Source organism: Pseudomonas sp. FW305-3-2-15-C-LB1, assembly GCF_058787615.1.
In genome coordinates, this window is sequence record NZ_JBYSZX010000007.1 from 134,698 (window position 1) to 161,085 (window position 26,388).

Sequence of the window (26,388 nt, forward strand, 5' to 3'; positions counted from 1 at the left end):
TCGAGTTGATTGGTGTGATGGACAACGAACGAGCGAGGTGTTGGCGTGAACATTAATGCAACCCTGATTGGCCAGTCCGTTGCGTTCTTCATTTTTGTATGGTTTTGCATGAAGTACGTGTGGCCTCCGGTCATCGCGGCTTTGCAAGAACGTCAGAAGAAGATCGCGGATGGTTTGGACGCTGCCACCCGTGCAGCTCGCGACCTGGAGTTGGCCCAAGAGAAAGCGGGCCATCAACTGCGCGATGCTAAGGCACAGGCAGCTGAAATCATTGAGCAAGCCAAGAAACGCGGTAATCAGATTGTTGAAGAGGCTGTTGAAAAAGCCCGTATCGACGCTGACCGTGTGAAGGTTCAGGCTCAGGCCGAGATCGAGCAGGAACTGAACGGTGTCAAAGATGCGCTGCGTGCCCAACTGGGTGCTCTGGCCGTCGGCGGTGCTGAGAAGATCCTGGGTGCCACAATCGATCAAAACGCGCACGCGGAGCTGGTAAACAAACTGGCTGCTGAAATTTAAGCGAGGGCGATCATGGCAGAATTGACCACGTTGGCCCGACCTTACGCTAAGGCAGCCTTCGAGCACGCCCAGGCCCACCAGCAGCTGGCCTCTTGGTCAGCCATGCTCGGCCTGGCTGCAGCAGTGTCGCAAGACGACACCATGCAGCGCGTGCTCAAGGCCCCGCGACTGACGAGCGCAGACAAGGCCGCCACGTTTATTGACGTGTGCGGCGACAAGTTTGATGTGAAAGTGCAGAACTTCATCCACGTCGTTGCCGAAAACGACCGTCTCCCGCTGTTGCCGGAGATTGTCGCTCTTTTCGACCTGTACAAGGCCGAGCAAGAGAAGTCGGTAGACGTTGAAGTGACCAGTGCTTTTGCATTGAACCAAGAACAGCAAGACAAACTCGCCAAGGTTCTCAGTGCACGACTCGACCGGGAAGTGCGCCTGCAAGTTGCGGAAGACCCATCCCTCATTGGGGGTGTTGTCATTCGCGCCGGCGACCTGGTTATCGATGGCTCGATTCGCGGCAAACTCGCGAAACTTGCCGAAGCATTGAAATCTTGAGTTTGAAGGGGCAGCAGAGCAATGCAGCAACTCAATCCTTCCGAAATAAGTGAAATTATCAAGGGCCGCATCGACAAGCTCGATGTGACCTCCCAAGCCCGTAACGAAGGCACTGTCGTCAGCGTATCTGACGGCATCGTGCGGATTCACGGTCTGGCCGACGTCATGTACGGCGAGATGATCGAGTTTCCGGGCGGCGTCTACGGTATGGCCCTCAACCTGGAGCAAGACTCCGTAGGTGCCGTTGTATTGGGCGCTTACACCAGTCTGGCTGAAGGCATGAGCGCCAAGTGCACAGGCCGCATCCTGGAAGTTCCGGTTGGTAAGGAACTGCTGGGTCGCGTAGTCGACGCACTGGGTAACCCTGTTGACGGTAAAGGTCCACTGGGCAACACCGAGACCGACGCGGTCGAGAAAGTTGCTCCAGGCGTGATCTGGCGTAAGTCGGTAGACCAGCCTGTACAGACTGGCTACAAGGCTGTCGATGCCATGATCCCAGTCGGCCGTGGCCAGCGTGAGCTGATCATCGGTGACCGTCAGATCGGTAAGACCGCTCTGGCGATCGACGCGATCATCAACCAGAAGAACAGCGGCATTTTCTGCGTCTACGTAGCTATCGGTCAGAAACAATCGACCATTGCCAACGTGGTTCGCAAGCTGGAAGAAAACGGCGCCCTGGCCAACACGATCATCGTGGCTGCCAGTGCTTCGGAATCTCCTGCGCTGCAATTCCTGGCACCGTACTCCGGTTGCACCATGGGTGAATTCTTCCGCGACCGCGGTGAAGACGCGCTGATCGTTTATGACGATCTGTCCAAGCAAGCAGTGGCTTACCGCCAGATTTCCCTGCTGCTGCGCCGTCCACCAGGCCGTGAAGCCTACCCAGGCGACGTGTTCTATCTCCACTCCCGTCTGCTGGAGCGCGCATCCCGCGTTTCGGAAGAGTACGTAGAGAAGTTCACCAACGGCGCAGTGACCGGCAAAACCGGTTCCCTGACCGCACTGCCGATCATCGAAACCCAGGCTGGCGACGTTTCCGCGTTCGTTCCGACCAACGTGATTTCCATCACCGACGGTCAGATCTTCCTGGAATCGGCCATGTTCAACTCGGGCATCCGCCCTGCAGTGAACGCCGGTGTTTCGGTATCCCGTGTGGGTGGTGCCGCTCAGACCAAGATCATCAAGAAGCTGTCCGGTGGTATCCGTACCGCTCTGGCTCAGTACCGTGAACTGGCGGCATTCGCCCAGTTCGCTTCTGACCTGGACGAAGCGACCCGTAAGCAACTTGAGCATGGTCAGCGCGTTACCGAGCTGATGAAGCAGAAGCAATACGCCCCTATGTCGATCGCTGACATGGCGTTGTCGCTGTATGCCGCTGAGCGTGGGTTCCTGACCGACGTTGAAATCGCCAAGGTCGGCAGCTTTGAACAAGCGCTGATTGCTTACTTCAACCGCGATCACGCCGAATTGATGGCGAAGATCAACGTGAAGGGTGACTTCAATGACGATATCGACGCTGGCATGAAAGCCGGTATCGAGAAGTTCAAGGCCACCCAAACCTGGTAAGCCGCAGCGGGAGCCGCAAGGCTCCCGCTTGCTAACCTGATAGGTGTTACATGGCAGGCGCAAAAGAGATTCGCAGTAAGATTGCGAGCATCAAAAGCACGCAAAAAATTACCAGCGCCATGGAAAAAGTGGCGGTCAGCAAAATGCGCAAGGCACAAATGCGCATGGCTGCTAGCCGTCCTTATGCGGAGCGTATCCGCCAGGTAATTGGGCATCTGGCCAACGCCAACCCGGAATACCGCCACCCGTTCATGATCGACCGCGCAGTCAAGCGTGTGGGTTATGTGGTTGTGAGCAGTGACCGTGGTTTGTGCGGTGGTCTGAATACCAACCTGTTCAAGGCCCTGGTCAAGGACATGGCGGTAAACCGCGAAAACGGCGTCGAGATCGATCTGTGTGTCGTTGGTAGCAAGGGTGCGGCCTTTTTCCGCAACTTCGGCGGTAACGTCGTTGCAGCTATCAGCCACCTGGGTGAAGAGCCGTCGATCAATGATTTGATCGGCAGTGTGAAGGTGATGCTGGATGCGTACCTGGAAGGCCGGATTGACCGCCTGTCCGTGGTATCCAACAAGTTCATCAACACCATGACCCAGCAGCCAACCGTGGAGCAGTTGATTCCACTGGTGGCGACTCCGGATCAGGAACTCAAGCACCACTGGGACTACCTCTACGAACCGGACGCCAAAGAGCTGCTTGACGGCTTGATGGTGCGCTACGTGGAGTCGCAGGTGTACCAGGCGGTGGTCGAGAACAACGCAGCTGAACAAGCGGCGCGGATGATCGCGATGAAAAACGCTACCGATAACGCCGGTGATCTGATCAGCGATTTGCAGCTGATCTACAACAAGGCGCGTCAGGCTGCGATCACCCAAGAGATCTCGGAAATCGTCGGCGGCGCTGCCGCGGTTTAACGGTTCAAATATTCAGAGGATCCAGCTATGAGTAGCGGACGTATCGTTCAAATCATCGGCGCCGTTATCGACGTGGAATTTCCACGCGACAGCGTACCGAGCATCTACAACGCGCTGAAAGTACAAGGCGCGGAAACTACTCTGGAAGTTCAGCAGCAGCTGGGCGACGGCGTAGTTCGTACCATTGCGATGGGTTCCACCGAAGGCTTGAAGCGCGGTCTGGACGTTGTCGACACTGGCGCTGCCATCTCCGTACCGGTCGGTAAAGCGACCCTGGGCCGGATCATGGACGTACTGGGCAACCCGATTGACGAAGCTGGCCCTATCGACACCGAAGAGCGCTGGGGCATTCACCGTCCAGCACCTTCGTTCGCCGAACAAGCTGGCGGCAACGACCTGCTGGAAACCGGCATCAAGGTTATCGACCTGGTTTGCCCGTTCGCCAAGGGCGGTAAAGTGGGTCTGTTCGGTGGTGCCGGTGTAGGCAAGACCGTAAACATGATGGAACTGATCCGTAACATCGCCATCGAGCACAGCGGTTATTCCGTGTTCGCCGGTGTGGGTGAGCGTACTCGTGAGGGTAACGACTTCTACCACGAGATGAAGGACTCCAACGTTCTGGACAAAGTGGCACTGGTTTACGGTCAGATGAACGAGCCGCCGGGAAACCGTCTGCGCGTAGCACTGACTGGCCTGACCATGGCCGAGAAGTTCCGTGACGAAGGTAACGACGTTCTGCTGTTCGTCGACAACATCTACCGTTACACCCTGGCCGGTACTGAAGTATCCGCACTGCTGGGCCGTATGCCTTCGGCAGTAGGTTACCAGCCGACCCTGGCTGAAGAGATGGGCGTTCTGCAAGAACGTATCACTTCGACCAAGGAAGGTTCGATCACTTCGATCCAAGCGGTATACGTACCTGCGGATGACTTGACCGACCCGTCGCCAGCGACCACCTTCGCCCACTTGGACGCCACCGTCGTACTGTCCCGTGACATCGCTTCCCTGGGTATCTACCCAGCGGTCGATCCACTCGACTCGACTTCGCGCCAGCTGGACCCGAACGTGATCGGCCAGGAGCACTACGACACTGCTCGCGGCGTTCAGTACGTGCTGCAGCGTTACAAAGAGCTGAAGGACATCATTGCGATCCTGGGTATGGACGAGCTGTCGGAAACCGACAAGCAGTTGGTATCCCGCGCTCGTAAGATCCAGCGCTTCTTGTCGCAGCCGTTCTTCGTGGCTGAAGTCTTCACCGGTGCATCGGGTAAATACGTTTCCCTGAAAGACACCATTGCTGGCTTCAAAGGCATCCTCAACGGTGACTACGACCACCTGCCAGAACAAGCGTTCTACATGGTCGGCGGCATCGAAGAAGCGATCGAGAAAGCCAAGAAACTGTAATCCAGGCGCCCGGAAACGGGCGCTCATCAGGTTGAGGCAATCAGATGGCTATGACAGTCCATTGCGATATCGTCAGCGCGGAAGGGGAAATCTTCTCCGGTCTGGTAGAGATGGTGATTGCACACGGCGAACTCGGTGACCTTGGCATTGCCATGGGGCACGCGCCGTTGATCACCAGCTTGAAGCCAGGTCCGATCACGCTGACCAAGCAGGGCGGGGAAAAGGAGGTGTTTTACATCTCCGGTGGTTTCCTCGAGGTTCAGCCGAACATGGTCAAGGTACTTGCCGACACCGTGCAACGTGCTGGCGACCTGGATGAAGCCTCCGCTCAGGAAGCCGTCAAGGCTGCCGAGAAGGCCCTGAACGAAAAGGGTGCGGACTTCGACTACAGCGCTGCTGCTGTACGTCTGGCCGAGGCTGCAGCCCAGCTGCGCACGCTCCAGCAGTTGCGCAAGAAGTAAGCGGCCTAGCCGTCGTACATCATGCGCGATTGATTAAAAAGGGTAGCCTCGGCTACCCTTTTTCTTTTTCAGCAAAACACTTCTCTGGTCTGAAGCCGGACCGCCCAGGATTGGTAGCCACTCATGTCTCTTGAAATCGTTATTCTCGCCGCAGGCCAGGGCACCCGCATGCGTTCGGCCCTGCCCAAGGTGTTGCACCCGGTTGCCGGCAATTCCATGCTGGGCCATGTTATCCACAGCGCCCGGCAACTGGACCCCCAGCGCATTCACGTAGTGATCGGTCACGGTGCCGATGTGGTGCGTGAGCGTCTCGCCGCAGACGACTTGAATTTCGTTCTACAAGACAAGCAACTCGGTACCGGCCACGCCACCGCGCAGGCCGTGCCCTTCATCACGGCGAACACCGTGCTGATCCTGTATGGCGACGTGCCGCTGATCGAAGTGGAAACCCTGCAACGCCTGCTGAAGCACGTCGTGCCTGGCCAGATGGGCCTGCTGACCGTTGAGCTGGATGACCCCACCGGCTATGGGCGCATTGTGCGCAATGCCGACGGGAAGGTCGCTGCCATCGTTGAGCACAAGGATGCCAGCGAAGCCCAGCGCGCCATTACCGAAGGCAATACCGGCATTCTCGCGGTCCCTGCCAATAAGCTCGCCGACTGGATGAGTCGTCTGTCCAACAACAACGCCCAGGGCGAGTACTACCTCACTGACGTCATCGAGATGGCTGTGAGCGATGGCCTGCTGGTCGCCACCGAGCAACCCCACGACCCGATGGAAGTGCAGGGCGCCAACGACCGCAAGCAACTGGCCGAACTGGAGCGTCACTATCAATTGCGCGAAAGCCGCCGCCTGATGGCCCAGGGCGTGACCCTGCGCGACCCTGCGCGTTTCGATGTGCGCGGGGAAGTGACCGTCGGCCGTGATGTGCTGATCGATATCAACGTGATCCTCGAAGGCCGTGTGGTCATCGAAGACGACGTGGTGATTGGCCCTAACTGCGTGATCAAGGACAGTACCCTGCGCAAGGGCGTGGTGATCAAGGCCAACAGCCATATCGACGGTGCCGTGATGGGCGAGGGCAGCGATGCCGGGCCGTTTGCGCGGTTGCGTCCGGGTAGTGTGCTGGAGGCCAAGGCCCATGTGGGTAACTTTGTTGAACTGAAAAACGCCCACTTGGGTGAAGGCGCAAAAGCCGGTCACCTGACTTACCTGGGCGATGCAGTTATTGGCGCGCGCACCAACATCGGTGCCGGCACTATTACCTGTAACTACGATGGCGCGAACAAGCACCAGACTGTGCTGGGCGAAGACGTGTTTATCGGCTCCAACAATTCATTGGTTGCCCCAGTAAAAGTAGGCGATGGCGCCACCACCGCAGCGGGTTCGACTATCAATCAGGATGTGGATAACTTGCAGCTTGGCGTAGCCCGCGCCCGCCAACGCAACATCGACGGCTGGAAACGCCCGGTCAAAATCAAGAAGACCTGAGTTATCCACAATGAAAAAACCTGCTGGCGCTGGCCAGCAGGTTTTTTTTGCCTGCGAACCGGCTGCTCTTCAAGTGGGGGCCAGGTTCCCTTATGCTTCAGTCGTCAGTTGAATAAGATAGAAATATTGCTAGTAGACCAATCTTATGCACATGCCCGACTTGTGAGTCAAAAAAGCGCTGGTATTTGTAACATTTATTTTCTAAATGATTTCAGATTGCCTTCAAAGCAACAAAATTTTCGCTTCTTGCCGTGCTTCGTTCGCAGCAGAAAAAGCTGTGACCCTTATAACGCGTGCGTTACAAGGTGGCTAAAAAATATAATAATTATTTTTTTGACAGATTTTGGTTTGTGATCTACCTCGATTTTTCGGTCTTTCATATTTAGTTGCTAGTTCAGATTTTGCTGACATATAGTTATGCCACCAGCGACTAAATCAACAATATCCTCTCCACCTGTACCCCTGTGGAAGATGGAAGACCCTCAGGTAGGTGTGTCATGGATGACAGTGGACAATCAGTCTTGGGGCACGCCGGACCCGAAATACTCAAACAGTCACTTATTAAAATTAATCAATTAAAAAAAGAGCTTGCTGCTATGAAAGCGCAGGCTTCAGAGCCAATTGCAATTATTGGGATGAGTTGCCGGTTTCCGGGTGGATCGTTGACGCCTGAGCAGTTATGGAACAATCTCTGTGAAGGCAAAAGTGCCATAGCGCCAATGGTTAACAAGCGTTGGGACAGCCTTTTATGGAACAGTGCCGTTCCTGGTGAGAGTGGAAAAAATTATCAAAAGACGGCTGGGCTTATTGATCACATCTATAATTTTGACGCCAATTTTTTTGGCATGTCAGAACTTGAAGTTCGCCGCACCGATCCACAACAACGTTTACTCCTGCAACTGAGTTGGGAGGCCATCGAAGACACGGGTCTGGACTATCGCATACTCGCCGGTTCAAAAACCGGGGTATATGTCGGCTTGTCCAGTGATGACTATGCCGACTTTTATACTCGCTCAGGGGATACAGGAAAAATTTCCCCGTTGTCCGCACTGGGGTGCGGAAAGAGCATCGCCCCCGGACGAATCTCTTACTTCTTTGGCTTTCGTGGCCCTGCGTTGCAACTGGACACGAGTTGCTCGTCAGCACTGGTGGCAGCAGACCTTGCCTGCTCCGCGCTGCGCAATCACGAGATAAACATGGCTGTCGTGGGCGGCGCTAATCTGATCCTTACGCCCGGCGCTTCGGTCGCGTTTTCGACCATGCAGGCGTTGTCGCCCAGCGGTGAGTGCCGGCCGTTTGATGAAGGCGCCGACGGTTATGTCCGTGGCGAAGGGGCCGGGGTTATTGTTCTCAAGCGCTTGTCCGACGCGATCAAGGAAGGGTTGCCTGTTCATGCGGTGATCTCCGCCAGTGCGATCAATCATGACGGCAAATCCAACGGCATGACGGCGCCCAACGGTTTGGCTCAACAAGAGGTGATTGCCGAGGCTTTGCGCAAAGCTCAACTCGCGCCTGAAGCGGTTCGCTATGTCGAGTGCCATGGTACCGCTACGCCGTTGGGTGATCCGATTGAGCTTATGGCGTTGTCAAAGTTCTATGGGCGCACGCACCGCACCTGGTTGGGAGCGGTCAAAAGCAACATCGGTCACCTTGAGGCGGCGGCAGGTCTGGCGGGCCTGATCAAGGCTGCGCTGGCGGTCAAGCACGGGAGAATTCCGGCCTCATTGAACTGTGAGGTACCCAACAAAAAATTTGCGTGGACGCAGAGCCACCTTGCCGTTGCGACTACCACACAAGACTGGCCGGATTGCGCCCCGGTACGCCATGCAGCCGTCAGTAGCTTCGGTATGAGCGGTACCAATGCCCATGTGGTAGTGTCCAGTCATGATCAATCGGTAACGGTCGCGTCTTCGACACTGCCGCAATGCCTGACGCTCAGCGCGAAGGACTCTGCTTCATTGCTGACCCAGCTCAAGCAACTCGAGAAGCATCTCGACGGCCTCGCCGAGGATCGACTGGCGGCTCTTTGCGCGCGGTCCAATCGTTGCCGTACGCATCTTCCTGTCAAGTTTAGTGCGCCGGCCAGCGACAAAATCATGCTGCTCGACAAGGTGCGTGAGGTCATCGCGCAGTCTGTGGTTCCAACCGCTGGGTTGATGGCAAAAACCTGCTTTGTGTTCAGTGGCCAGGGCGCTCAATACAAGCAAATGGCAAGTAACCTGTATGCATCGACGCCAGTATTCCGACAAGCACTGGATCGTGTCTCGCAATTCTATTGCCAGACGTTTGATTTTGATTTGCTGAAGGTTCTCTTCAGTCCTGAATCCGACTTTCAAGTGGAAGAGGTGCAACCGGCTCTGTTCAGTGTGCAATACGCGCTGACGGCGTTGTGGAAAGCCTGGGGTATTACGCCAACGGTAGTGATCGGTCATAGCGTTGGCGAGTACGCGGCAGCCTGCGCATCGGGCGTGATGACCATGGAGTGCGCTGCACGCCTTGTGTGGTATCGGGGCAGACTTATCCAGGCGCATACCCGGCCCGGTGGAATGTACGTGGTTTCGACCTCCTCAAGTTGCGCGGAGGCTCTTCTTGATGAAATCCCTCATTCGATCGCGGTTGAAAACACACCGGACACCTGTGTTATTTCGGTCGACGATGTTAATGCTGCTGCGCTGGAACAAACACTGGGCCTGCATTCGACTCACTATAAGCGGCTGCATGTGGCCCGTGGATTCCATTCTTATTTAATGGAACCGGTTCTTGATCTGTTCGCATCCTATTTGGATTCTGTTGAACTGAAGACGCCCGTGACTGAATTCGTTTCTACTGTCACGGGTACTGCTGAGGCTGCGTTGTTGACCACTTCCGGCTATTGGCTACGCAATGTGCGTGACACCGTGAAATTTTCCAGTGCAGTCAGTCAGGTGATGGAGGGCGGGCCCACTCTGTTTATTGAGATTGGACCGAGTTCTCAATTGACGTCGATCATTAACGCACTGGATCACCAGAATGAGCATATAGCCTGTGCCAGCCTGGATCGTGCTACACCGGACTTGCAGCAACTTTCAAAAGTGCTGAGTTATTTATATCAACATGGCCGGATATTGAATTGGCCGGCGATTGTTCCAACGGTAACCTGCGAGCCGGATGTATTGCCGCATTACCAGTTTGCACAAACGGAATACTTTCCAGAGAAAGCCTTAAAACGCCAACTATCGGTAGGCGAGTTCGAAAACGTGCTGAAGGCAGTCAGCCTTACATAAGCCTTTTTCAACGTCTTAGTCGTATATCACGGATGAGAAATTATGAGTTCCACAAATTATGGGCGTGTCGACGACGCTGGATTTTCATGCCTGGTCACTATGTTCAAGGCACATGTGCTCGCGCATCCTGATAAAGCCGCTTTTGTATTTATTACTCGCGCACAGGAGCAAACGCTCTCGTTTGCCGAGTTGGACAAGTGTGCAAGCAATATCGCCAGTACTCTGCTCGCCCATAATCTTGCCGGGCAAAACGTGCTGTTGGTCTTCACGCCAGGCTTGGAGTTCATCAAGGCGTTTTTGGGTTGCCTTTACGCCAATGTCATCCCGGTACCCGTCAATACCCCGACCCAGACATCGTCTGTGGACCGTTTCGAGAAAATTGTGCAGGACGCTGCTATCGGCAGGGTGCTGACAACAGCCGACCTGTACGCACGATACAAGATTCAAGACTGGGACATCCCTGCGTTGCTGGTGGATGAAGTGCCGATCGCCGAGCCCGATTTTCAGCCTGACGACTCGCAGCCTGGTGATGTGGCCTTTATTCAATACACCTCGGGTTCGACGGGCGATCCAAAGGGTGCAGTGATCACCCACGGCAATTTGATCAGCAATCTGGAGATGATCAAGAGCGGCTTCGGCAATGATGAGCACATTGTCGGGGTCAACTGGCTGCCACTGTTCCACGACATGGGGCTGGTGGGCAATGTTCTGCAACCCATTTGGCTGGGCATCACCTGCATTCATATGTCGCCGCTGGAGTTTGTGCAGAAGCCGGTTCGTTGGCTGCGGGCGATCAGTGATTACAAAGGCACCACCTCAGGGGGGCCGACATTTGGCTATGCCCATTGCCTGGCTCGAATCAAGGAGGAGGACTGCGCAGGCCTTGACTTGAGCTCCTGGCGGCTGGCCTATTGCGGCGCCGAGCCGGTGAACGCGCAGGTACTGGATGCCTTCGCGCAGCGATTCGCGCCATTTGGTTTCAACGCCAGCAGTTTCTACCCCTGTTATGGAATGGCTGAAACCACCCTTATCGTCACTGGCCCGACGGCGGGCAGCGGTATGCGCAAGCTGAGCGTAGACCGGCAAGCGCTGGCGGACGGGCAGGTACTACCGGGCGTTGAGGGCTCACCTTCGGACATTTACGTCAGTAATGGCAAAGCCATCAATGGTCAACGCGTGGTCATCGTCCACCCTGAAGGTGGCGGCACACTTGCCGAAAACCAGGTTGGGGAAGTCTGGGTTGCGGGAAGTTCAATCGCTGCGGGTTATCTGAATAACCCTTCGGCCACTGCGCAACGCTTTGCCTGTCAGCCCGAAGGAGGCAGTGCCGACTTCTATCGCACCGGCGACCTGGGTTTCCTGCGCGATGGCGAACTCTACATAACCGGGCGCTTGAAGGATGTGATCATTCTGCGAGGTCGCAACTACTACCCCCAGGATATCGAGCAAGTGGCCTATGGCGCCGTTGCGGGATTGAGGGAAGGCTGCGGTGTGGCCTTTTCAACTAATGCTGATTCTGAAGAACAATTAGTCATTGTTTACGAAGTTGAAAAGAGTCACATCAACACACTGGATAAAGCCTCGGTAACAACATGCATTCGACAAGCGGTGATTAACCATTTTGGTGTTTCGCCCCATCGGATCATCTTGATAAAACCCAAGGGAATACCGAAAACATCCAGCGGTAAATTGCGCCGTTCCGCGCTTGCACAGTTGTTCACGCAAGGTGCGCTCGAAGCATTGTGAGGTTGATACCTGTGCCACCCCAGGAGAGTCTCCATGGAAGTTGCTGCTGCTGTTCATGACGTTAATCAGGAGTCGTTGAAGGGCGTGACGCTGTCCAGCCCTCAACTCAAGAAATTTCAGCTGATACATGCTTTGGTGTTATTGCTATTGCCCGCCGTGGGCACGGGTGTGGCCATCGTGTTGTATTTCATCCATGGCGTTTCACCCGTCAATATCGGAGTGTTTGCACTTTTTTATCTTCTGACGATGCTGGGCGGGTCGGTTGGCTACCACCGGTTATTCGCTCACCGGGCGTTCAGATGCGGGCGCGGGGTAAAAGTCCTGCTGGCTGTATTGGGCAGCATGACGGCCCAAGGCTCGCCGATTTACTGGGTCAGCAACCATCGCCGCCACCATGAGTACAGTGATCGCAACGGTGATCCGCATTCGCCATACGCCGTTGAGCGGCCCGGCGTGCTGGATAAGCTCAAGGGCCTATGGTTCTCCCAGGTCACCTGGACTTTCCAGCATGAACTGACCAACTCCACCCGATATGCCAAAGACTTGCTGCGCGATCGAGATATTTGCCTGGTGTCGGCGCGTTATTTTTATTGGGTTGCTCTTGGCTTGATCCTGCCGGCCATTATCGGTGGGCTATATACCTGGAGCTTATATGGGGCGCTGGAGGGGTTCTTGTGGGGTGGACTGGTGCGGATATTTCTAAGTTATCACGCCACCAGCAGTATCAATTCCTTATCGCACATGATCGGTAGCCGTCGGCATGAAACGCGGGACCGCAGCACGAATATTTGGTGGATGGGCATTATTACCGTGGGGGAATCTTTCCATAACAACCATCACGCGTTTCCTGCCTCCGCGCGCTTTGCACATGACTGGAAAGATATCGATATCGGTTATTACGCAATCAAGTTCTTGGAAGTGTGCAGGTTGGCCTGGGATATACGAACCCCATCTAAAAAAGTATCTACTGGAGGTTGTGATGAAAAATGATGTAGCGAAATTACAAGAGTGGCTGATCAATTATATCGCCGATCTCACGGGCGTCGAAAAAACAGCCATCAGCGAACAGTCGCAGTTCAGCGCTTTGGGGCTCGACTCTGCGGCGGTCATTGGTATGACGGGTGACTTATCGGACTGGTTGGGAAAAGAGATCGATCCGACCATTGTGTATGAATACCCGACCATCGAAGGCCTTGCGCAACACGCCATGGACGCTGAAGAAATTCTGGTTTGACCTCACAAAAGGATTTGTAAATGACACAGTCTTCTTCTGCGGCAATTGGCGCATCGATGGAAGCGATCCAATCGCACTACGATTTGAGCAATGACTTCTATCATCTGTGGCTCGATCCCGTGACCAAGTGTTACTCGGCAGCCCTGTGGGAGCCGGGAGATACATTCGTAGAGGCGCAGCTGCGCAAACTCGATTACCACATCGAACAATCTGGCTCGCGCAACGGCGCCAATGTGTTGGATATCGGTTGTGGTTGGGGCGGTACCCTCAAGCGTCTGGTTCAGAGTTATGGGGTTGACCGGGCGGTGGGGTTGACCTTGAGTGATGCGCAGAAAAATTACGTCGAGCAGCTCGACCTTCCAGGTGTCGACGTGCGCCTCGAGAACTGGCAGGACCACGTGCCCGCGGCCAAGTACAGCGCGATCATCTCCATCGGCGCGTTTGAGCACTTCGCCAACCTTGAACAGACCGCCGAAGAGAAAATCCTCGGTTACCGCCAGTTCTTCAAACGTTGTCACGGCTGGCTGGAAGACGGTGGCAAAGTGTCCCTGCAAACCATCACCTATGAAAACGCTACACGTGAAGATTTCAGTCCCTTTTTTGCCAAGGAGATTTTCCCGGAGTCCGATCTGCCGCGCCTGTACGAAATTGCTCAGGCCTGCGACGGGATGTTCGAAATACAGTGTGTACGCAATGACCGGGAACACTACTACCTGACTCAGAAGGCCTGGTGGCAGGGGCTCAAGAACAATAAGGAGGCGATCTGCACCACCTACGGCGTAGATATTTTCCAACGCTATAACACGTACCTGCAGATGTGCATGGTGGGGTTCAAATCCGGAACGATGGGACTGGCGCGCTTGACCCTCAAGCGTATCGACCACCCTGCCGCCAGTCTCAAAGACTGAACGTACCCGTGAGGAAGGCATAGCCATGGACGTCGCTATCGTAGGCATGGGCTGCAGGTTTCCGGGAGCCAGTGGGTTGGCTTCCTTTATCGAGCTGTTACGCAGCGGAGCCCGCGCGGTCACCGATTATCCCCAGGACCGCTTTGGCCACTTGCAAGGTTCCCTTGAGGCGCTGAGCCCGGACATGCTCAAGGGCGGCTTTCTGCCGAATATCAAGCTGTTCGATTGGGGTTTTTTCAACCTGTGCAAGGAAGAAGCGGACCACCTCGACCCCCAGCAGCGCCTGCTGCTGGAGGTGTCGTGGGAGGCTTTGGAAAATGGCGGTATTGAGCCTGCGAGTCTGCGCAAGAGCCGTACAGGCGTGTTCGTCGGCGCGACCAATGCCGACTACCACAGGATGGTGTTTGCCGATCACACCCTGCTGAGCAAGTTCAGTGCCTCCGGCACCGCGTTGGGCACCGCCGCCAATCGATTGTCTTATTTCTATGACTGGATTGGTCCCAGCCAGGTGGTGGATACCGGCTGTTCTTCGTCGCTGGTCGCGCTTGACAGCGCGGTCGGCGCGCTCAAGCGCGGCGAGATCGATATGGCTGTGGTAGGCGGGGTCAATTGTATTTTGCACCCCAATAACACCTTGGCCCACTTCCACGCCGGCATTCTTTCTGCCGATGGCGCCTGCCACTCCTTTGACGATGCAGCCAATGGGTATGTGCGCTCGGAGGGTTGCGGCGTGGTGATCCTGCAGCGCCAACCGGATGCGGTGGCCGCCCGGCGCAAAATCTGGGCGCTGATCAGCGCGACTGCGGTCAATCATGATGGTGCCAGCAATGGCTTTACCGCCCCCAACGCCCAAGCGCAAAAACGTTTGATCCAGGAGGCGTTCGCCGCCAGCGACCATGCTGTCGCCGATCTTTGCTACGTCGAGACTCACACCACAGGCACGCTGATGGGAGACGCGGTCGAGCTCAAGGTCCTGAACGATATTGTGCGTCTGGGTGCGCCGAACGATTCGGTGAAGATCGGTTCGGTCAAAACCAATATCGGTCATCTGGAGTCGGCGTCGGGCATGGCGTCGTTGATTAAAGTGGCGTGCATGGCCTATTACCGGGAGTTTTATCCAACCTGTGGCTACACCACGCCCAACCGTTTTTATAAATATGAGGCGGGGCAGCTCAGGGTCAGCATGGCGCATGAGCCGGCCCCCTCGATCGCGCATAAATGCCTGGGGGTCAGCACGTTCAGCTTTGGCGGCACCAACGCGTTCGCGCTGCTCAAGTCGGCTGCGCCATCAACGGCTCCCGACCTCGTCGCACAACCTGAGCACGTGTTCGTGCTGTCGGCTAGATCTTCCCAGGCCCTTGTTGCCCAACTCAAGAAGCTGCTTGAGTGTTTGCCTGGGTACCTGGACGAGGATTTACCGCAGCTGTGCAGGGAGCTGCTGTGCCGCGAGAAGTTCAGGTTTCGCGTGGCGATGGTGGCTTACTCGGTGGGTGAATTGGCCGAGAAGATCCGGACCATCGCCGCTCTGCCCGCGGTCTTTATCGTTGAAAGCCAAAAGCGCAAACCCTTGGCGCTGTGCGTGAGATTCACTGCCTTGGCGCGGCCGGACAGGTCGCGCAATTCGCCCGTGCCCCAAGCATTCGAGGCGCTTGTGGGGACCCGTCAGATCGCAGAGGTCGAGCACCCGGGCGTGCGCAACTTCCTGGCGTGCCTGAGCGCCGTTGAAAGGCTGCGGGCTTTCGGTTTGTTGGGCACCACGTTTCATTACGAGGGGCTGGGGCGGCTAGTGTCGGCCTACTGCGAACAAAAAGCCACCCCGCGCCAACTCATGCAGGTTCTCACTAACCAAGGGCTGTTGGCGAATTATCAACAACCTGGCCCCACGCCTGCCGAAGCACCCCTGTTGTACATCGGCGAACCGCTCGATGGCGGCGCCCGGTCGGTTTACACGCTGGCCGACGACTCGATTTTTTCTACCGTAGATTTGCCCGTGCTGATCCAACAGTTATTCCTGCGTGGCTATGCGCTGGATAGCTCTGGGGTCGACACGCAGGGCTGCGACATATGGCCGTTAGCGCCTTCGTATCAATTTGACCACTCGCTGTGCTGGTACACGTGAACCCGTGCCCGGCGCGGTTGCACCCGTAAACAACTCTCTTTTTTGGCAGGGAATGTCATGACCATCGATCAATTGGAAAGTCACCAGAAGGCTGAGGAATTGATCAGCTGGATTCGTCAATACGCAACCACCCGGATCAACTCCAGGGTGATGGATGAGCGCCGCACTATCGCGCCGCACATCATCCTGGACCTGGGCAACAAAGGCATCCTGGGGATGCAGGTGCCCAAGCGCTACGGTGGCCTGGAGCTGTCCACGGTTGATCTGATGCGCGTGATTCAACAGCTGACCGCTATTGATATGACGTTGGGTACCTTCGTCGGGCTCAATAACTGGCTGGGCATCTGGCCGATCCAGATGTACGCCAGTGAAGAGGTAAAACTTGAGTTGCTGCCTCGTCTGGCGTGGGGCCGTGAGCTGGCTGCGTTTGCCTTCACTGAACCTGGCGCCGGCTCGGATGCTCGCTCGATCAGGACCTTCGCCGTACCGGTCGGCTCGCAGCGGCAGGCGATCAGTGGGGAGAAATCGTGGATCGGTTCCGGCGCCTGGGCGGGTGTGACCACGGTGTTTGTCCAGCAGTTAGATGACCAGCAGCGGCCGAGCGGCATTAGTGGCTACGTACTCAAGGCCGATACGGCAGGTGTGAGCCAGGGGCCCGAAGCCTTGACCATGGGCATGCGCGCCATGATTCAGAACACGGTGAAGTTCGATGCCGCACAGGTCGAGGAAAAGTACCTGCTGGGCAGCAAAAACGTCGGGATGGATATTGCCCAGGACATCATGATGCATGCCCGCCTGGGCATTGCCGGTCTGAGCCTGGGGGGCATGAAGCGCTGTGCGCAGTTGATGTTGCGTTATGCCCGGCGGCGTAGGATTTCCACCGGGTTGCTGCTGGACAACCCGGTGACACAGGCACACCTGAGCGATGTTTCTGCGGCCATTACGGCCGTGGATACCCTGGTGTTCAGTGTCGGGCGCTTCATGGACCAGGGAGTGACCATTCCGTCGGAGGTGTTCACCGCCTGTAAATCCAGTGCGCCGGAGCTGTTTGGCGAGGCGGCGGATCACTTGACCCAATTGCTCGGTGCCCGCGGCTATATCGAAACCAATGGCGCGCCCCAGCTGCTCCGGGACGCCAGGATTCTGCGGGTGTTCGAAGGCCCCACGGAAACCATGAACATGTACCTGGGCGGTCGAATCCTCAAGGGCGGCGCGGATTTTTTCGCCTTTTTGGACACCACCTTGCTGGCGCCGCATATCAGCCAGGCGATTGCCCAGACGGCCCGCCAGATCCAGGAGCGGGCCGGCAGCCATGCCTTTGTGCAGGGCGATGCGCTTCTGACGAAAAAGTGGGTGCAGTACAAAGTGGGTGAAGTGTCGACCTTTGGCGTACTGCAGGGGTTTTTGCACCTCGCCATGCAAAGCAGTGCACAGCCGCGCTTCAAGCGCGCGTACGACTGGGCCAGCGCACGTTTCGAGCAACTCAAACAGGCGGCCCTGTACGGTGCGCCGTGTGAAGTGGCGCTTACCGGGATTGACGCGGTATGCAACGAAATCGATGACTTGATGGCCGATATCGCCGATATCGAGCAACAGTTGCCGGCAGACAACCAAATGCTCGATGCCTACCTGCAAAAGGAGGCAGTCGAGGAAACGTCTGCCCAGGTTGCAGCGCTGACGCCTCAGGCCGAGCCGGCACCCGCCCGGGTATCTGTGGCTGTCGGCCAGGGGCCTTCACCTGTCGAGTTGCAACAGTGGATCAAAGCCTGGGTGGCGCGCTGCATCGCGGTGGCACCGCAACAGATCGACGGTAACGAGCCCTTCACCAGCTTTGGCCTGGACTCCACCGACGCCGTGGAAATCGTCCACGACCTCGAACAGTTCCTGGACCTTGAGTTGGACGCCACGCTGTTGTGGAACTACCCCAGCATCGACGAGCTGGCGGCTTACCTGGTCTGTGAACTGGCAGGCCGCAACAGCGTTGGCCCGCCGGTGGACAAACCCCTGGACACGCCAACGGCAGAAACCTCAACGTCCCATGCCGCGATTGACGCGATGACCGACGAGCAGGTGATGGATCTGTTGATGAAAGAAATTTCCGCCTGATAGCCACGAGGGAATACCCATGAACCTGCCTGTTCAGCAAGCCGAAGATTTTACCCTGTCACAGCTACCCACCGATGCGCGAACCATGGGCCTTGGTAAAGACCTGCCCGGCCCCGCGGGGGTTCTGGGGACGGTGAACAAGTTGCGCCGCAACGCTCTGGCGGCACTGGTGGAATTCAACGAGACCTATGGTGATATCTGCCGGATCAAATTCGGCCTCAAAGAACAGGCCGTGATCATTTCCCATCCCGATGATATCCGCACTGTGTTGAGTGACCGGTATGGTCACTTTCAGAAAAACGGTAACCGCAATTTCAAGGAAATCGACCGGTTTTTTACCAATAGCCTGTTTACCAGCGACGGTGAGTTCAACAAGCGTCAGCGCAAGTTGCTCAAGCCAACCTTCAACCCGATGCTGACCGATCAGTTTGCTGCGCCGATGGTGAACGCGGCCAAAGAGATGATGGATCGCTGGGATGCGCAGAAGCTCACCCGGGTCAATCTCAAGGAAGAAGTGCTGGCGCTCACACGGCGCAATATTTGCGAAAACGTCCTTGGCGTCGACGAGCATTTTCATCAGGCAGCCCAGACCCTGCGTGAGTCGTTTGAAGTGGCCAACATCCTGACGATGGAGCGGGCACGCCAAGTGCTGCCTTTGCCTCTATGGGTGCCGACCCCGCAAAACGTGCGCTTTATCAAGGCCAAGAAGAAGATGCTGGCCCTCATCGAGAAGGTGATCGAGCACCACACCACGACACCTACGCCCACCCGCTCGATGGTGCAGATGTTCATGCAGGCCAGGTACGCCGATAACAACCAGCCTATGGAGCACGAGCAACTGCTGAGCGAGTGCATGACCCTGTGTTTCGGGGCCTACGAAACCAGTGCCAACACCTTCACCTATGCCTTCCATTTTTTGTCCAGATACCCCGATATCAGAGCACGGCTGGAGCACGATATCGACACCCTGCTGGAAGGCCGCTTGCCTGCCGTTTCGGATGTCGGGCGCTTGGGTTATGCCCGCAAAATCCTCAACGAAACCATGCGTCACTACACGCCTGGCTCCATGTTGATCCGCTGTGCCAAGCAGCAGACCGAACTGGCCGGCTACACGATTGCGGCCAACACCATGATCGTGCTGAACATCTATTCCATGCACCGCCATCGTGATTACTGGGATAACCCGCTGGCCTTCGATCCCTCTCGGTTCGACCTCGAACGCCTGAGCGAGGAAAAGAAACATGCATTCATTCCCTTCGGCGGCGGAGGGCGATCCTGCATCGGCATGGGCATGGCCATGATGGACGGCATCTTGCTGCTAGCGACGGTGATGCAGCGCTATCGAATCAACAACGCCATCGACTACGCGGACAGTGCCGCACCCAGTTTGCGCAGAATCGTGATGGGCCCGGAAGGCCAGATACCGGTGCTGCTGGAGCGGCGCCAGCCTTGCATTTGAACGCCAGCTGGCGCGTGTCATCACGCAGGCCCGGGCGGGTCGCGCGTAATCAGGGTCATGGTCGGGAATAGGGAATGAGTGTGGATAGTTCGTTGTTGACGCAACTGGAAGGGTTTACCCGGCAACAGCTGATGGCAGTGGTCGCACGGCTGCATGATGATTACGCGGTGGATGCGGACTTTACTCCGCGCAGCCATCACCAGGGCGTCAGTGCGTATGACGTGTGCTGGCGTTCCGCCGAGCTGCAGGATTACCTGCAAGCGGCCCCCCGCGTCGCACCCCGCACTGTCCTGGCCTGGACAGCCGACCCTTACCTGCTTGAGCGGTTACGCTGTGGCACCATGCACGAGCGCAGTACGAGCGGCCCATCCACTGCGACGCTGAGTGCTCGCCTGGCTGAGCTGGCCCGGCAGGACCCGCTGACACTGGTGGTTGATGTCGCGACACTGTGGGCCACTGATGACTCGCCGTCCCATGATGATTTTGCACGGCTGGCGACGTTGCTGAGCGAGCTGCGCGATGTTCTGAACAGGATTGAGTCGGATGATTTGAACCTGCTTTTCCTGACCCACGGCGCGATAAGTACCGGCGACCAAAGCCTGGGCTGGTTGCCACTGCCGGCGATCTTCCATGGCTTGGGTAAAGCGCTGAACCTGGAGCTGGACCTTGCCACGGTCACCACCGTAGACCAGGGAGCCGACTGCCAGCAAAGCCTGGCACACCTCCTGGCGGTGGCGTCGGGCAGCGAGCGTCAGGTCAAACTGGTTGAGGACCGCGTCTACTTTCCCGCGCTCGCGTTGCGCCCCGCACCCGACGTGGAGGCCAAGTCGCGCCCATGGGGTAATTGTCTGGTGGTGGGTGGTATGGGGGCGCTGGGGCGAGAGCTGGTGCATTTTTTGCGCAGCCAGGGTGCGGGCAAGATCGTGGCGGTGGGACGAACCGCTCATTCACGCATTGCCGTGCGGCAAGCGCTGGGGGAGGAGGTCATCTACAGCGTCGTCGATATTACCCGTCCGCTGGCCCTCGCTGACCTCAAAGCCACCCTGGCTGCTCAGGACATCAGCATCGACAGCGTTTTTCACCTGGCCGGCAGCCTGCATGAGGGTTTGTTCGTCGACAGTGATACCCAGCAAGACATCGAGGTGCTTCAGGGCAAGTTGATGGGCGCGATCAACTTGTTGGAGTTTTTCGACGCGCCCGATATTCGTCATTGTTTTTTTTCGTCCATCGCTTCGGTGATCGGTACGCGTGGGGCGGGCATGTATAGCGCTGCCAACGAGTTTCTGGATCAGTTGGCCCGTGGGCGCCAAGCTGAGGTGTTCTGCATCAATTGGGGGCCGATGCTCAATGTCGGCATGGCCACCCGTCACGGACAGGATGCCGCGGGTATTTGGGCATCTCTTGGCGTTCAGCCATTGGTGCCCGAGCAGGCCCTGCAAGCGTTGCGCGGCCTGAATGGCGGCCCGCGACAGCAACTGATCGCCGAGGTCGATTGGGTCACCATCCAACGTCTGGTGGGTCACAAGCTGGGCAGCCGGTTGCTGGCGGACCTGGTAGCGCAAGCACCCGCGCAAAGTGCCGGCCCTCAATCCAGGCTGCTCAAACACCTGGCAGGTCTGAAGGATCGCGAGGCGGCGATCAGTTGCCTGGAACAGTACCTCAGCGAACTGTTCCAGCGTTTTTCCGACAGCCGCGATGCGCCATTGACGCTCGACAGCAATATCAGCGAATGGAACCTAGACTCACTGGTACTGATGGAGCTGTTGAGTCAGGTCAAACGCGACCTGGATTTCATCATTTATCCCCGTGAGATTTTCACCCACAACAGCATTCGCCTGTTTTCCCGCTACCTGTATGAGCAGCTGTTCAGTACCGACGCTCCAGGTGCAACCGTGGATGACGACGAGTCGCTTGCCGGTGCGCAGGCTTTCCCCGCTGAGCTGCCGGTCATTGATGCCGACATCAAGGTCAGGGAAGGCGTTGTGTTCCTGCTGTCCAGCCCACGCTCGGGTTCCACCTTGCTACGCGCAATGGTCCAGGGCCACCCACAGATCTTTGCTCCGCCTGAATTGCATCTGTTGGCCTACGCGACCATTGGCGAATGGAAAGCCGCGTCCGAGTCCAACTATTTCGATCAGGGCTTGCAGCGCGCACTGATGGAAATTTTTTTGGAAGATGCCCAGGCCGCCAGTGAACGCATCGACCATTGGGTGCGTGAAAATACGCCGGTCAGCGAGGTGTACCAATTTTTGCTCGACCACACCCGGTGCCCGTTGCTGGTGGACAAATCGCCCAGTTACGCCTCTTCGGCGCAGGCATTGGTCAATGCTGAAAGCCAGTTCGAGCGGCCGCGTTATATTCACCTGGTGCGTCATCCCCTGCCGGTCATCGAGTCGTTTACCCGCATGCGTATGCACAAGCTGATTGGGGCCGAGGCCGAGGATGGGTTTTCCACGGCGCAGAAGATCTGGCAGAGCGGCAACCAGAATGTGCTCGATTTTTTCCAGGCGCATGTCGATCCGCAGCGGGTTATCCACATTTGTTACGAAGACCTGGTGCGCGAACCCGAGCCGGTTATCCGTCGCTTGTGTGATTTCCTCGGCGTCGATTACGACGCCGCCATGTTGAACCCCTATGCCCAGGACCGCATGAGTGACGGGGTGCACGCGACCTCCATGGCCATTGAGGACCCAAATTTCAAGACTCGTGAAGCCATCGACCCGCGATTGGCCGATGCGTGGAAAAACCAAGCGAGCCCGCGCGCGCTCAGCGCCCAGACCCAGGCGCTGGCCCGACGGCTGGGGTATGCGCCGATGCCTGCCGCGCTCGGTGTCCAGCGGCGAGAGTCGTTTGTCACCTCGTTGGCCGAACCGATGTGCGTCAGTGAGTGGGGGGCGCCGTCGTCTGCGCCTTCGATGTTGTTCCTGCATGGGCTGCTGGAACAGGGGCCCGTGTGGGATTCGCTGGTACAGCATTTGGATCTGAGCTCCCGCCGCTACGTGGCCCCCGACATTCGCGGGCACGGCCGCAGCGGTCATGGCTCGTCCGAGCAATTGGCGACGCTGCTCGACTACGTGCTGGATATGCAGGCCATTCATCAGCAATACGCAATGGCGCCCCTGCATCTGGTGGCCCATTCGTTCGGCTCGGTTATCGCGGTGGCCTACGCTTCGGCGTTCCCGCAGGCGGTCAAGAGCTTGACCCTGGTTGAGCCGGTGTTACCGGTGCAACGCTTCACGCCGCAGGTGGAGCGCTACCGCGAGCTTGTCGAGTTTCTCAAGACGCAGCACGTGCACAAACCCATGGCCGACCTTGAAGAGGCCGCCTCGCGCCTGCGCACAGTCACACCCAGCCTGTTGCCGGCCCAGGCGCTTGAATTGGCGCGACGCATTACCCGGCCTGCGCCAGAGGGCATCTGCTGGACCTGGGATGCGCGCCTGCGTTTTCGGGCGGGAATGGGGCTGGGCATCAGCAGGCTTGAGTACATCGAGCTACTGCAGGGCCTGCCTTTGGAAACCCATTTGGTCCTGGGTTCGAAAAGCCGCTCCAACCGAAAAGCCGACCTTGAGGTGTTCCACGCGGCCGTCGCGCCGCAGCGCATCCATACGCTGGAGGGCGGCCACAACCTGCATGTGGAATGCCCGGAGCAAGTGGTCGCTGTGCTTAACGGGATTCTGGAGTGAGCCATGTCCGGGACAAGGAATGACGCTATGAACGTGAATATGCCGCCACCATTGCGCCGGCCTGTGACCGAGGAGACGCCGGCCACCGCCAGTGTGCGCGTTACCCTGAGCAATCCGGTCTTAATCCGCCGCCAGCGGTTGCTGAGCCTGTTGTTCAACGGGCTGCCGTTGCTGGGCGTGTGTGCGGCCTTGTACATCGGCCTGACCCGTGGTTTCAGCTGGGTCGATGTCAGTGTGTTCGTGCTGATGTATGTGCTGAGTTTCTTCGGCATCGAAGGCGCCTACCACCGCTTCTTTGCTCATCGTGCGTTCAAGACCGGCACGGCCGGCAAGCTGATCCTGGCAATCATGGGCGCGACCGCCGCCCAGGGGCCGGTGGCATTCTGGGTCGCTAACCATCGACGCCATCACCAATACACCGATACCGAACTGGATACCCACTCGCCGTGGTTCGATCATCGTGGCGCGCTCAAGGGGTTGCGCGGGCTCTGGCATGCCCATGTTGGCTGGTCGTTCGGTGATCAGTACGTGAACGTCGCCGCGTTTGCCTCCGATATGGTGCGCGATAAAACCGTCGCGTTCGTAACGCACTATTACTTGTACTGGGTACTGCTCGGGCTGGCACTGCCGGCTGCGATCTGCGGGGCGCTGGCGGGGACTTGGCAGGGAGTGCTCAATGGCTTTGTGCTGGCGGGGCTGGCGCGCATCTGGTGCGTGCAAAACGGTGTCTACATCGTTAACTCAGTGTGCCACCGCTTCGGCTCCAGGCCCTTCGTCACTCAGGAAAAAAGCACCAACAACGCCTGGCTGGCGCTACCAACCCTCGGTGCCTCCTGGCACAACAATCACCATGCTTTCCCGGCTTCTGCCACGACCCGGGTTGAATGGTGGCAGCTGGATATAACCGGGCTGATTATTCGCCTGCTGGGTAAGGTGGGGTTGGTCTGGGATATCCGCACCACCTCGCAAAAGCTTCGCGACTCCAAAAGACCTTAGTGGGCTGTTAATACTTTTATCAGGCAGGGATTGATATGTGCGCAATTTTCGGCGTTATGACGCAAGGACCGCTCGCTCTTCAACATGTGCATCGCGCGATGGACACGATGCAGCACCGCGGGCCCGATGACCGTGGGCTCTGGAGCTCGGAGGATGGCAAGGTCGTGCTGGCCCACAACCGTCTGAGCATCGTCGACCTGGCAGGCGGACATCAGCCGCTGTTGAGCGCCGCGCACGATGTTGTTGCGGTGGTGAATGGTGAAATCTACGGCCACCGCCAATTGCGCGCGAGCCTGCAGCAAAAGGGCTATCCGTTCCAGACTCACTCAGACAGTGAAGTGCTGTTGGCGCTCTATCTGGAATACGGCTCGGCCTGCCTTGAACACCTGCGCGGCGAGTTCTCGTTCGTCATCTGGGACCGGCGCAAACAGCAGATGTTTGCCGCCCGCGACCGGTTTGGCGTAAAGCCGTTGTTCTACTACCAGGACCAGGAAAAATTCATGGTCGCCTCGGAAATCAAAGCCCTGCTGGCCATGGGCGCGCCGGCCGAGTGGGATGTAGAGAGCGTGTACGACTTCGACTCAGGCATCCTGCACAACGACCGCACATTCTTCAAAAACATCAAGCAGGTTGCACCTGGCCATTTCATTCTGGTCACCCAGGGACACCTGCGCACGGTCAGCTATTGGGACCTTGACTATTTGACGACGCAGCAACTGGAGGCCGACCGCCGTACCAGTGCCGATTATGTTGAAGAATTCCGGCAACTCTTTACCGATGCGGTGAAGGTGCGCCTGGAAGCGGATGTGCCCGTAGGTTGCTACCTCAGTGGTGGCCTGGACTCCTGCAGCATCCTGGGGATGGCCAACAGCCTCAGTGCCAGGAAGCTGGAAGCCTTCACCATCTCCTTCGATGATGACCTGTACGACGAATACGCGATGGCTGAGGAAATGGCCGCGCTGGCTGGTTCACGTTTGCATCGGGTCGATGTGACACAGCAGAACCTGGCGGACCATTTTGACCAGGCGGTCCGGCACGCCGAGTCGCTGTTCATCAACCCCCATGGGGTGGCCAAGTACATCTTGTCGAGTAAGGTGCGCGAGCAGGGGATCAAGGTGGTCCTGACCGGTGAAGGCGCCGATGAAATTCTCGCCGGCTATCCCATCTTCCGTCAGGACATGTTGACCACCAGCGCCGCGATACTGGGCCAGGATGCCGTGAATCTGAAGCTTGAGCAGTTGAAGCAGGCCAACAAAACGTCTATCGGGTTGCTGCTCTCGGAGGAGTCGGGCAGCGAACTTGCCTATATCAAAGCCATGCTGGGCTACATCCCGGCGCAACTGGCGGGCAGTATCCGGCGCTTCAAGCTGTATTCCTCGTTTTATACCCCGGCGTTCTCGCAGATGCTCAGCGGGCGCGACAGTATCGCGGCGTTTCTGGACGGGATCGATGTCAGCGCCCGGCTCAGAGGGCGCGATGCGGTGAATCAGTCTTTGTACCTGTGGTGCAAGACCTCGTTTCCCAACTACATGCTCAGCGTGCTTGGCGACCGGATGGAAATGGCCCATTCGATTGAAGGTCGCCCGCCGTTTCTTGATCACCCCCTGGCCGAGTTTTGCGCCCGGTTGCCGGTGCACCAGAAAATCCATCTTGATCGCGAAAAACATCTGTTGCGCGAGGCAGCACGGGAGTTGATCCCTCAGCGCGTCTACGACCGCCAGAAACAACCGTTCATGGCCCCAACGGTTTCCCGGCACAGCTTCGGCGCATTGCAGGAGTTTATCTGCGACACCCTTAGCAGCACCGAGGCGCAGTCATTGCCGTTCTACGACACCAAGAAGCTGCTGGCGCTGGTTACCAACCTGCCCAACCTTCCCGTCAACGTACAAGCCGGTGCCGATGCGCTGTTGGTGCAAGTGGCGAGTGCCTGCTCTATGCAAAAACAATTCGGGTTATCCCTGTAGGCATAAGGAAGT

18 protein-coding genes are annotated in these 26,388 nt (G+C 57.4%); all 18 read left to right on the plus strand.

Annotated elements, in window-relative coordinates:
* The first annotated feature begins 45 nt into the window (after positions 1 to 45).
* Positions 46 to 516, plus strand: a complete 471-nt coding sequence (locus tag AC3WP7_RS15990; RefSeq protein ID WP_093527103.1) for a F0F1 ATP synthase subunit B — start codon at positions 46 to 48, stop codon at positions 514 to 516.
* 12 nt (positions 517 to 528) lie between these two features.
* The gene (locus AC3WP7_RS15995; protein ID WP_093514253.1) at positions 529 to 1,065 is read left to right on the plus strand and encodes a F0F1 ATP synthase subunit delta; all 537 of its coding nucleotides are present in this window, start codon (positions 529 to 531) and stop codon (positions 1,063 to 1,065) included.
* A gap of 21 nt (positions 1,066 to 1,086) precedes the next feature.
* Positions 1,087 to 2,631, plus strand: coding sequence for a F0F1 ATP synthase subunit alpha (gene atpA, locus AC3WP7_RS16000; RefSeq protein WP_003177064.1), 1,545 nt, complete (start codon positions 1,087 to 1,089; stop codon positions 2,629 to 2,631).
* A gap of 50 nt (positions 2,632 to 2,681) precedes the next feature.
* Positions 2,682 to 3,542 carry a F0F1 ATP synthase subunit gamma gene (gene atpG / locus AC3WP7_RS16005; RefSeq protein ID WP_003233565.1) on the plus strand — a complete coding sequence of 287 codons (861 nt, stop codon included), beginning with the start codon at positions 2,682 to 2,684 and terminating at the stop codon, positions 3,540 to 3,542.
* Positions 3,543 to 3,569: 27 nt separating this feature from the next.
* The gene (atpD, locus tag AC3WP7_RS16010; protein WP_015886645.1) at positions 3,570 to 4,946 is read left to right on the plus strand and encodes a F0F1 ATP synthase subunit beta; all 1,377 of its coding nucleotides are present in this window, start codon (positions 3,570 to 3,572) and stop codon (positions 4,944 to 4,946) included.
* A 44-nt stretch (positions 4,947 to 4,990) separates the two neighbouring features.
* Positions 4,991 to 5,407: a F0F1 ATP synthase subunit epsilon gene (locus AC3WP7_RS16015; protein ID WP_058424358.1), complete on the plus strand. Its 417-nt coding sequence runs from the start codon at positions 4,991 to 4,993 to the stop codon at positions 5,405 to 5,407.
* A 123-nt stretch (positions 5,408 to 5,530) separates the two neighbouring features.
* Positions 5,531 to 6,898, plus strand: coding sequence for a bifunctional UDP-N-acetylglucosamine diphosphorylase/glucosamine-1-phosphate N-acetyltransferase GlmU (gene glmU / locus AC3WP7_RS16020; RefSeq protein WP_093514252.1), 1,368 nt, complete (start codon positions 5,531 to 5,533; stop codon positions 6,896 to 6,898).
* A gap of 497 nt (positions 6,899 to 7,395) precedes the next feature.
* On the plus strand, positions 7,396 to 10,161 hold the full coding sequence (locus AC3WP7_RS16025; protein WP_093527105.1) for a type I polyketide synthase: 2,766 nt from the start codon (positions 7,396 to 7,398) through the stop codon (positions 10,159 to 10,161).
* Between the two features lie 42 nt (positions 10,162 to 10,203).
* Positions 10,204 to 11,907 (plus strand): fatty acyl-AMP ligase, encoded by a 1,704-nt coding sequence (locus AC3WP7_RS16030; RefSeq protein WP_093514250.1) that lies wholly within the window; start codon positions 10,204 to 10,206, stop codon positions 11,905 to 11,907.
* A gap of 33 nt (positions 11,908 to 11,940) precedes the next feature.
* Positions 11,941 to 12,897: an acyl-CoA desaturase gene (locus AC3WP7_RS16035; RefSeq protein WP_093514249.1), complete on the plus strand. Its 957-nt coding sequence runs from the start codon at positions 11,941 to 11,943 to the stop codon at positions 12,895 to 12,897.
* The gene (locus tag AC3WP7_RS16040; RefSeq protein ID WP_093514248.1) at positions 12,887 to 13,141 is read left to right on the plus strand and encodes an acyl carrier protein; all 255 of its coding nucleotides are present in this window, start codon (positions 12,887 to 12,889) and stop codon (positions 13,139 to 13,141) included. Before AC3WP7_RS16035 ends, AC3WP7_RS16040 begins: the two co-directional genes overlap by 11 nt.
* A gap of 20 nt (positions 13,142 to 13,161) precedes the next feature.
* On the plus strand, positions 13,162 to 14,049 hold the full coding sequence (locus tag AC3WP7_RS16045) for a class I SAM-dependent methyltransferase (protein ID WP_093514247.1): 888 nt from the start codon (positions 13,162 to 13,164) through the stop codon (positions 14,047 to 14,049).
* A gap of 25 nt (positions 14,050 to 14,074) precedes the next feature.
* The gene (locus AC3WP7_RS16050; protein WP_093514246.1) at positions 14,075 to 16,168 is read left to right on the plus strand and encodes a beta-ketoacyl synthase N-terminal-like domain-containing protein; all 2,094 of its coding nucleotides are present in this window, start codon (positions 14,075 to 14,077) and stop codon (positions 16,166 to 16,168) included.
* A 57-nt stretch (positions 16,169 to 16,225) separates the two neighbouring features.
* Positions 16,226 to 18,274: an acyl-CoA dehydrogenase family protein gene (locus tag AC3WP7_RS16055; protein ID WP_093514245.1), complete on the plus strand. Its 2,049-nt coding sequence runs from the start codon at positions 16,226 to 16,228 to the stop codon at positions 18,272 to 18,274.
* Between the two features lie 19 nt (positions 18,275 to 18,293).
* Positions 18,294 to 19,733, plus strand: coding sequence for a cytochrome P450 (locus tag AC3WP7_RS16060; protein WP_093514244.1), 1,440 nt, complete (start codon positions 18,294 to 18,296; stop codon positions 19,731 to 19,733).
* Between the two features lie 74 nt (positions 19,734 to 19,807).
* Entirely contained in the window at positions 19,808 to 23,416 is a 3,609-nt protein-coding gene (locus AC3WP7_RS16065; RefSeq protein WP_093514243.1) for an alpha/beta fold hydrolase, read from the plus strand.
* A 27-nt stretch (positions 23,417 to 23,443) separates the two neighbouring features.
* Positions 23,444 to 24,412, plus strand: coding sequence for an acyl-CoA desaturase (locus AC3WP7_RS16070; protein WP_158243782.1), 969 nt, complete (start codon positions 23,444 to 23,446; stop codon positions 24,410 to 24,412).
* A gap of 35 nt (positions 24,413 to 24,447) precedes the next feature.
* Positions 24,448 to 26,376 (plus strand): asparagine synthase (glutamine-hydrolyzing), encoded by a 1,929-nt coding sequence (asnB, locus tag AC3WP7_RS16075; protein ID WP_093514241.1) that lies wholly within the window; start codon positions 24,448 to 24,450, stop codon positions 26,374 to 26,376.
* Positions 26,377 to 26,388 lie beyond the last annotated feature (12 nt).

Excerpts from the sequence above, each read along its gene's own strand:
- glmU (WP_093514252.1), top strand. The coding sequence starts at position 5,531 with ATGTCTCTTGAAATCGTTATTCTCGCCGCAGGCCAGGGCACCCGCATG.
- AC3WP7_RS16035 (WP_093514249.1), top strand. The coding sequence starts at position 11,941 with ATGGAAGTTGCTGCTGCTGTTCATGACGTTAATCAGGAGTCGTTGAAG.
- AC3WP7_RS15995 (WP_093514253.1), top strand. The coding sequence starts at position 529 with ATGGCAGAATTGACCACGTTGGCCCGACCTTACGCTAAGGCAGCCTTC.
- AC3WP7_RS16040 (WP_093514248.1), top strand. The coding sequence starts at position 12,887 with ATGAAAAATGATGTAGCGAAATTACAAGAGTGGCTGATCAATTATATC.
- AC3WP7_RS16045 (WP_093514247.1), top strand. The coding sequence starts at position 13,162 with ATGACACAGTCTTCTTCTGCGGCAATTGGCGCATCGATGGAAGCGATC.
- AC3WP7_RS16060 (WP_093514244.1), top strand. The coding sequence starts at position 18,294 with ATGAACCTGCCTGTTCAGCAAGCCGAAGATTTTACCCTGTCACAGCTA.
- atpD (WP_015886645.1), top strand. The coding sequence starts at position 3,570 with ATGAGTAGCGGACGTATCGTTCAAATCATCGGCGCCGTTATCGACGTG.
- AC3WP7_RS16055 (WP_093514245.1), top strand. The coding sequence starts at position 16,226 with ATGACCATCGATCAATTGGAAAGTCACCAGAAGGCTGAGGAATTGATC.
- atpG (WP_003233565.1), top strand. The coding sequence starts at position 2,682 with ATGGCAGGCGCAAAAGAGATTCGCAGTAAGATTGCGAGCATCAAAAGC.
- asnB (WP_093514241.1), top strand. The coding sequence starts at position 24,448 with ATGTGCGCAATTTTCGGCGTTATGACGCAAGGACCGCTCGCTCTTCAA.
- AC3WP7_RS16015 (WP_058424358.1), top strand. The coding sequence starts at position 4,991 with ATGGCTATGACAGTCCATTGCGATATCGTCAGCGCGGAAGGGGAAATC.
- AC3WP7_RS16030 (WP_093514250.1), top strand. The coding sequence starts at position 10,204 with ATGAGTTCCACAAATTATGGGCGTGTCGACGACGCTGGATTTTCATGC.
- AC3WP7_RS16070 (WP_158243782.1), top strand. The coding sequence starts at position 23,444 with ATGAACGTGAATATGCCGCCACCATTGCGCCGGCCTGTGACCGAGGAG.
- AC3WP7_RS16025 (WP_093527105.1), top strand. The coding sequence starts at position 7,396 with ATGGATGACAGTGGACAATCAGTCTTGGGGCACGCCGGACCCGAAATA.
- AC3WP7_RS16065 (WP_093514243.1), top strand. The coding sequence starts at position 19,808 with ATGAGTGTGGATAGTTCGTTGTTGACGCAACTGGAAGGGTTTACCCGG.
- atpA (WP_003177064.1), top strand. The coding sequence starts at position 1,087 with ATGCAGCAACTCAATCCTTCCGAAATAAGTGAAATTATCAAGGGCCGC.
- AC3WP7_RS16050 (WP_093514246.1), top strand. The coding sequence starts at position 14,075 with ATGGACGTCGCTATCGTAGGCATGGGCTGCAGGTTTCCGGGAGCCAGT.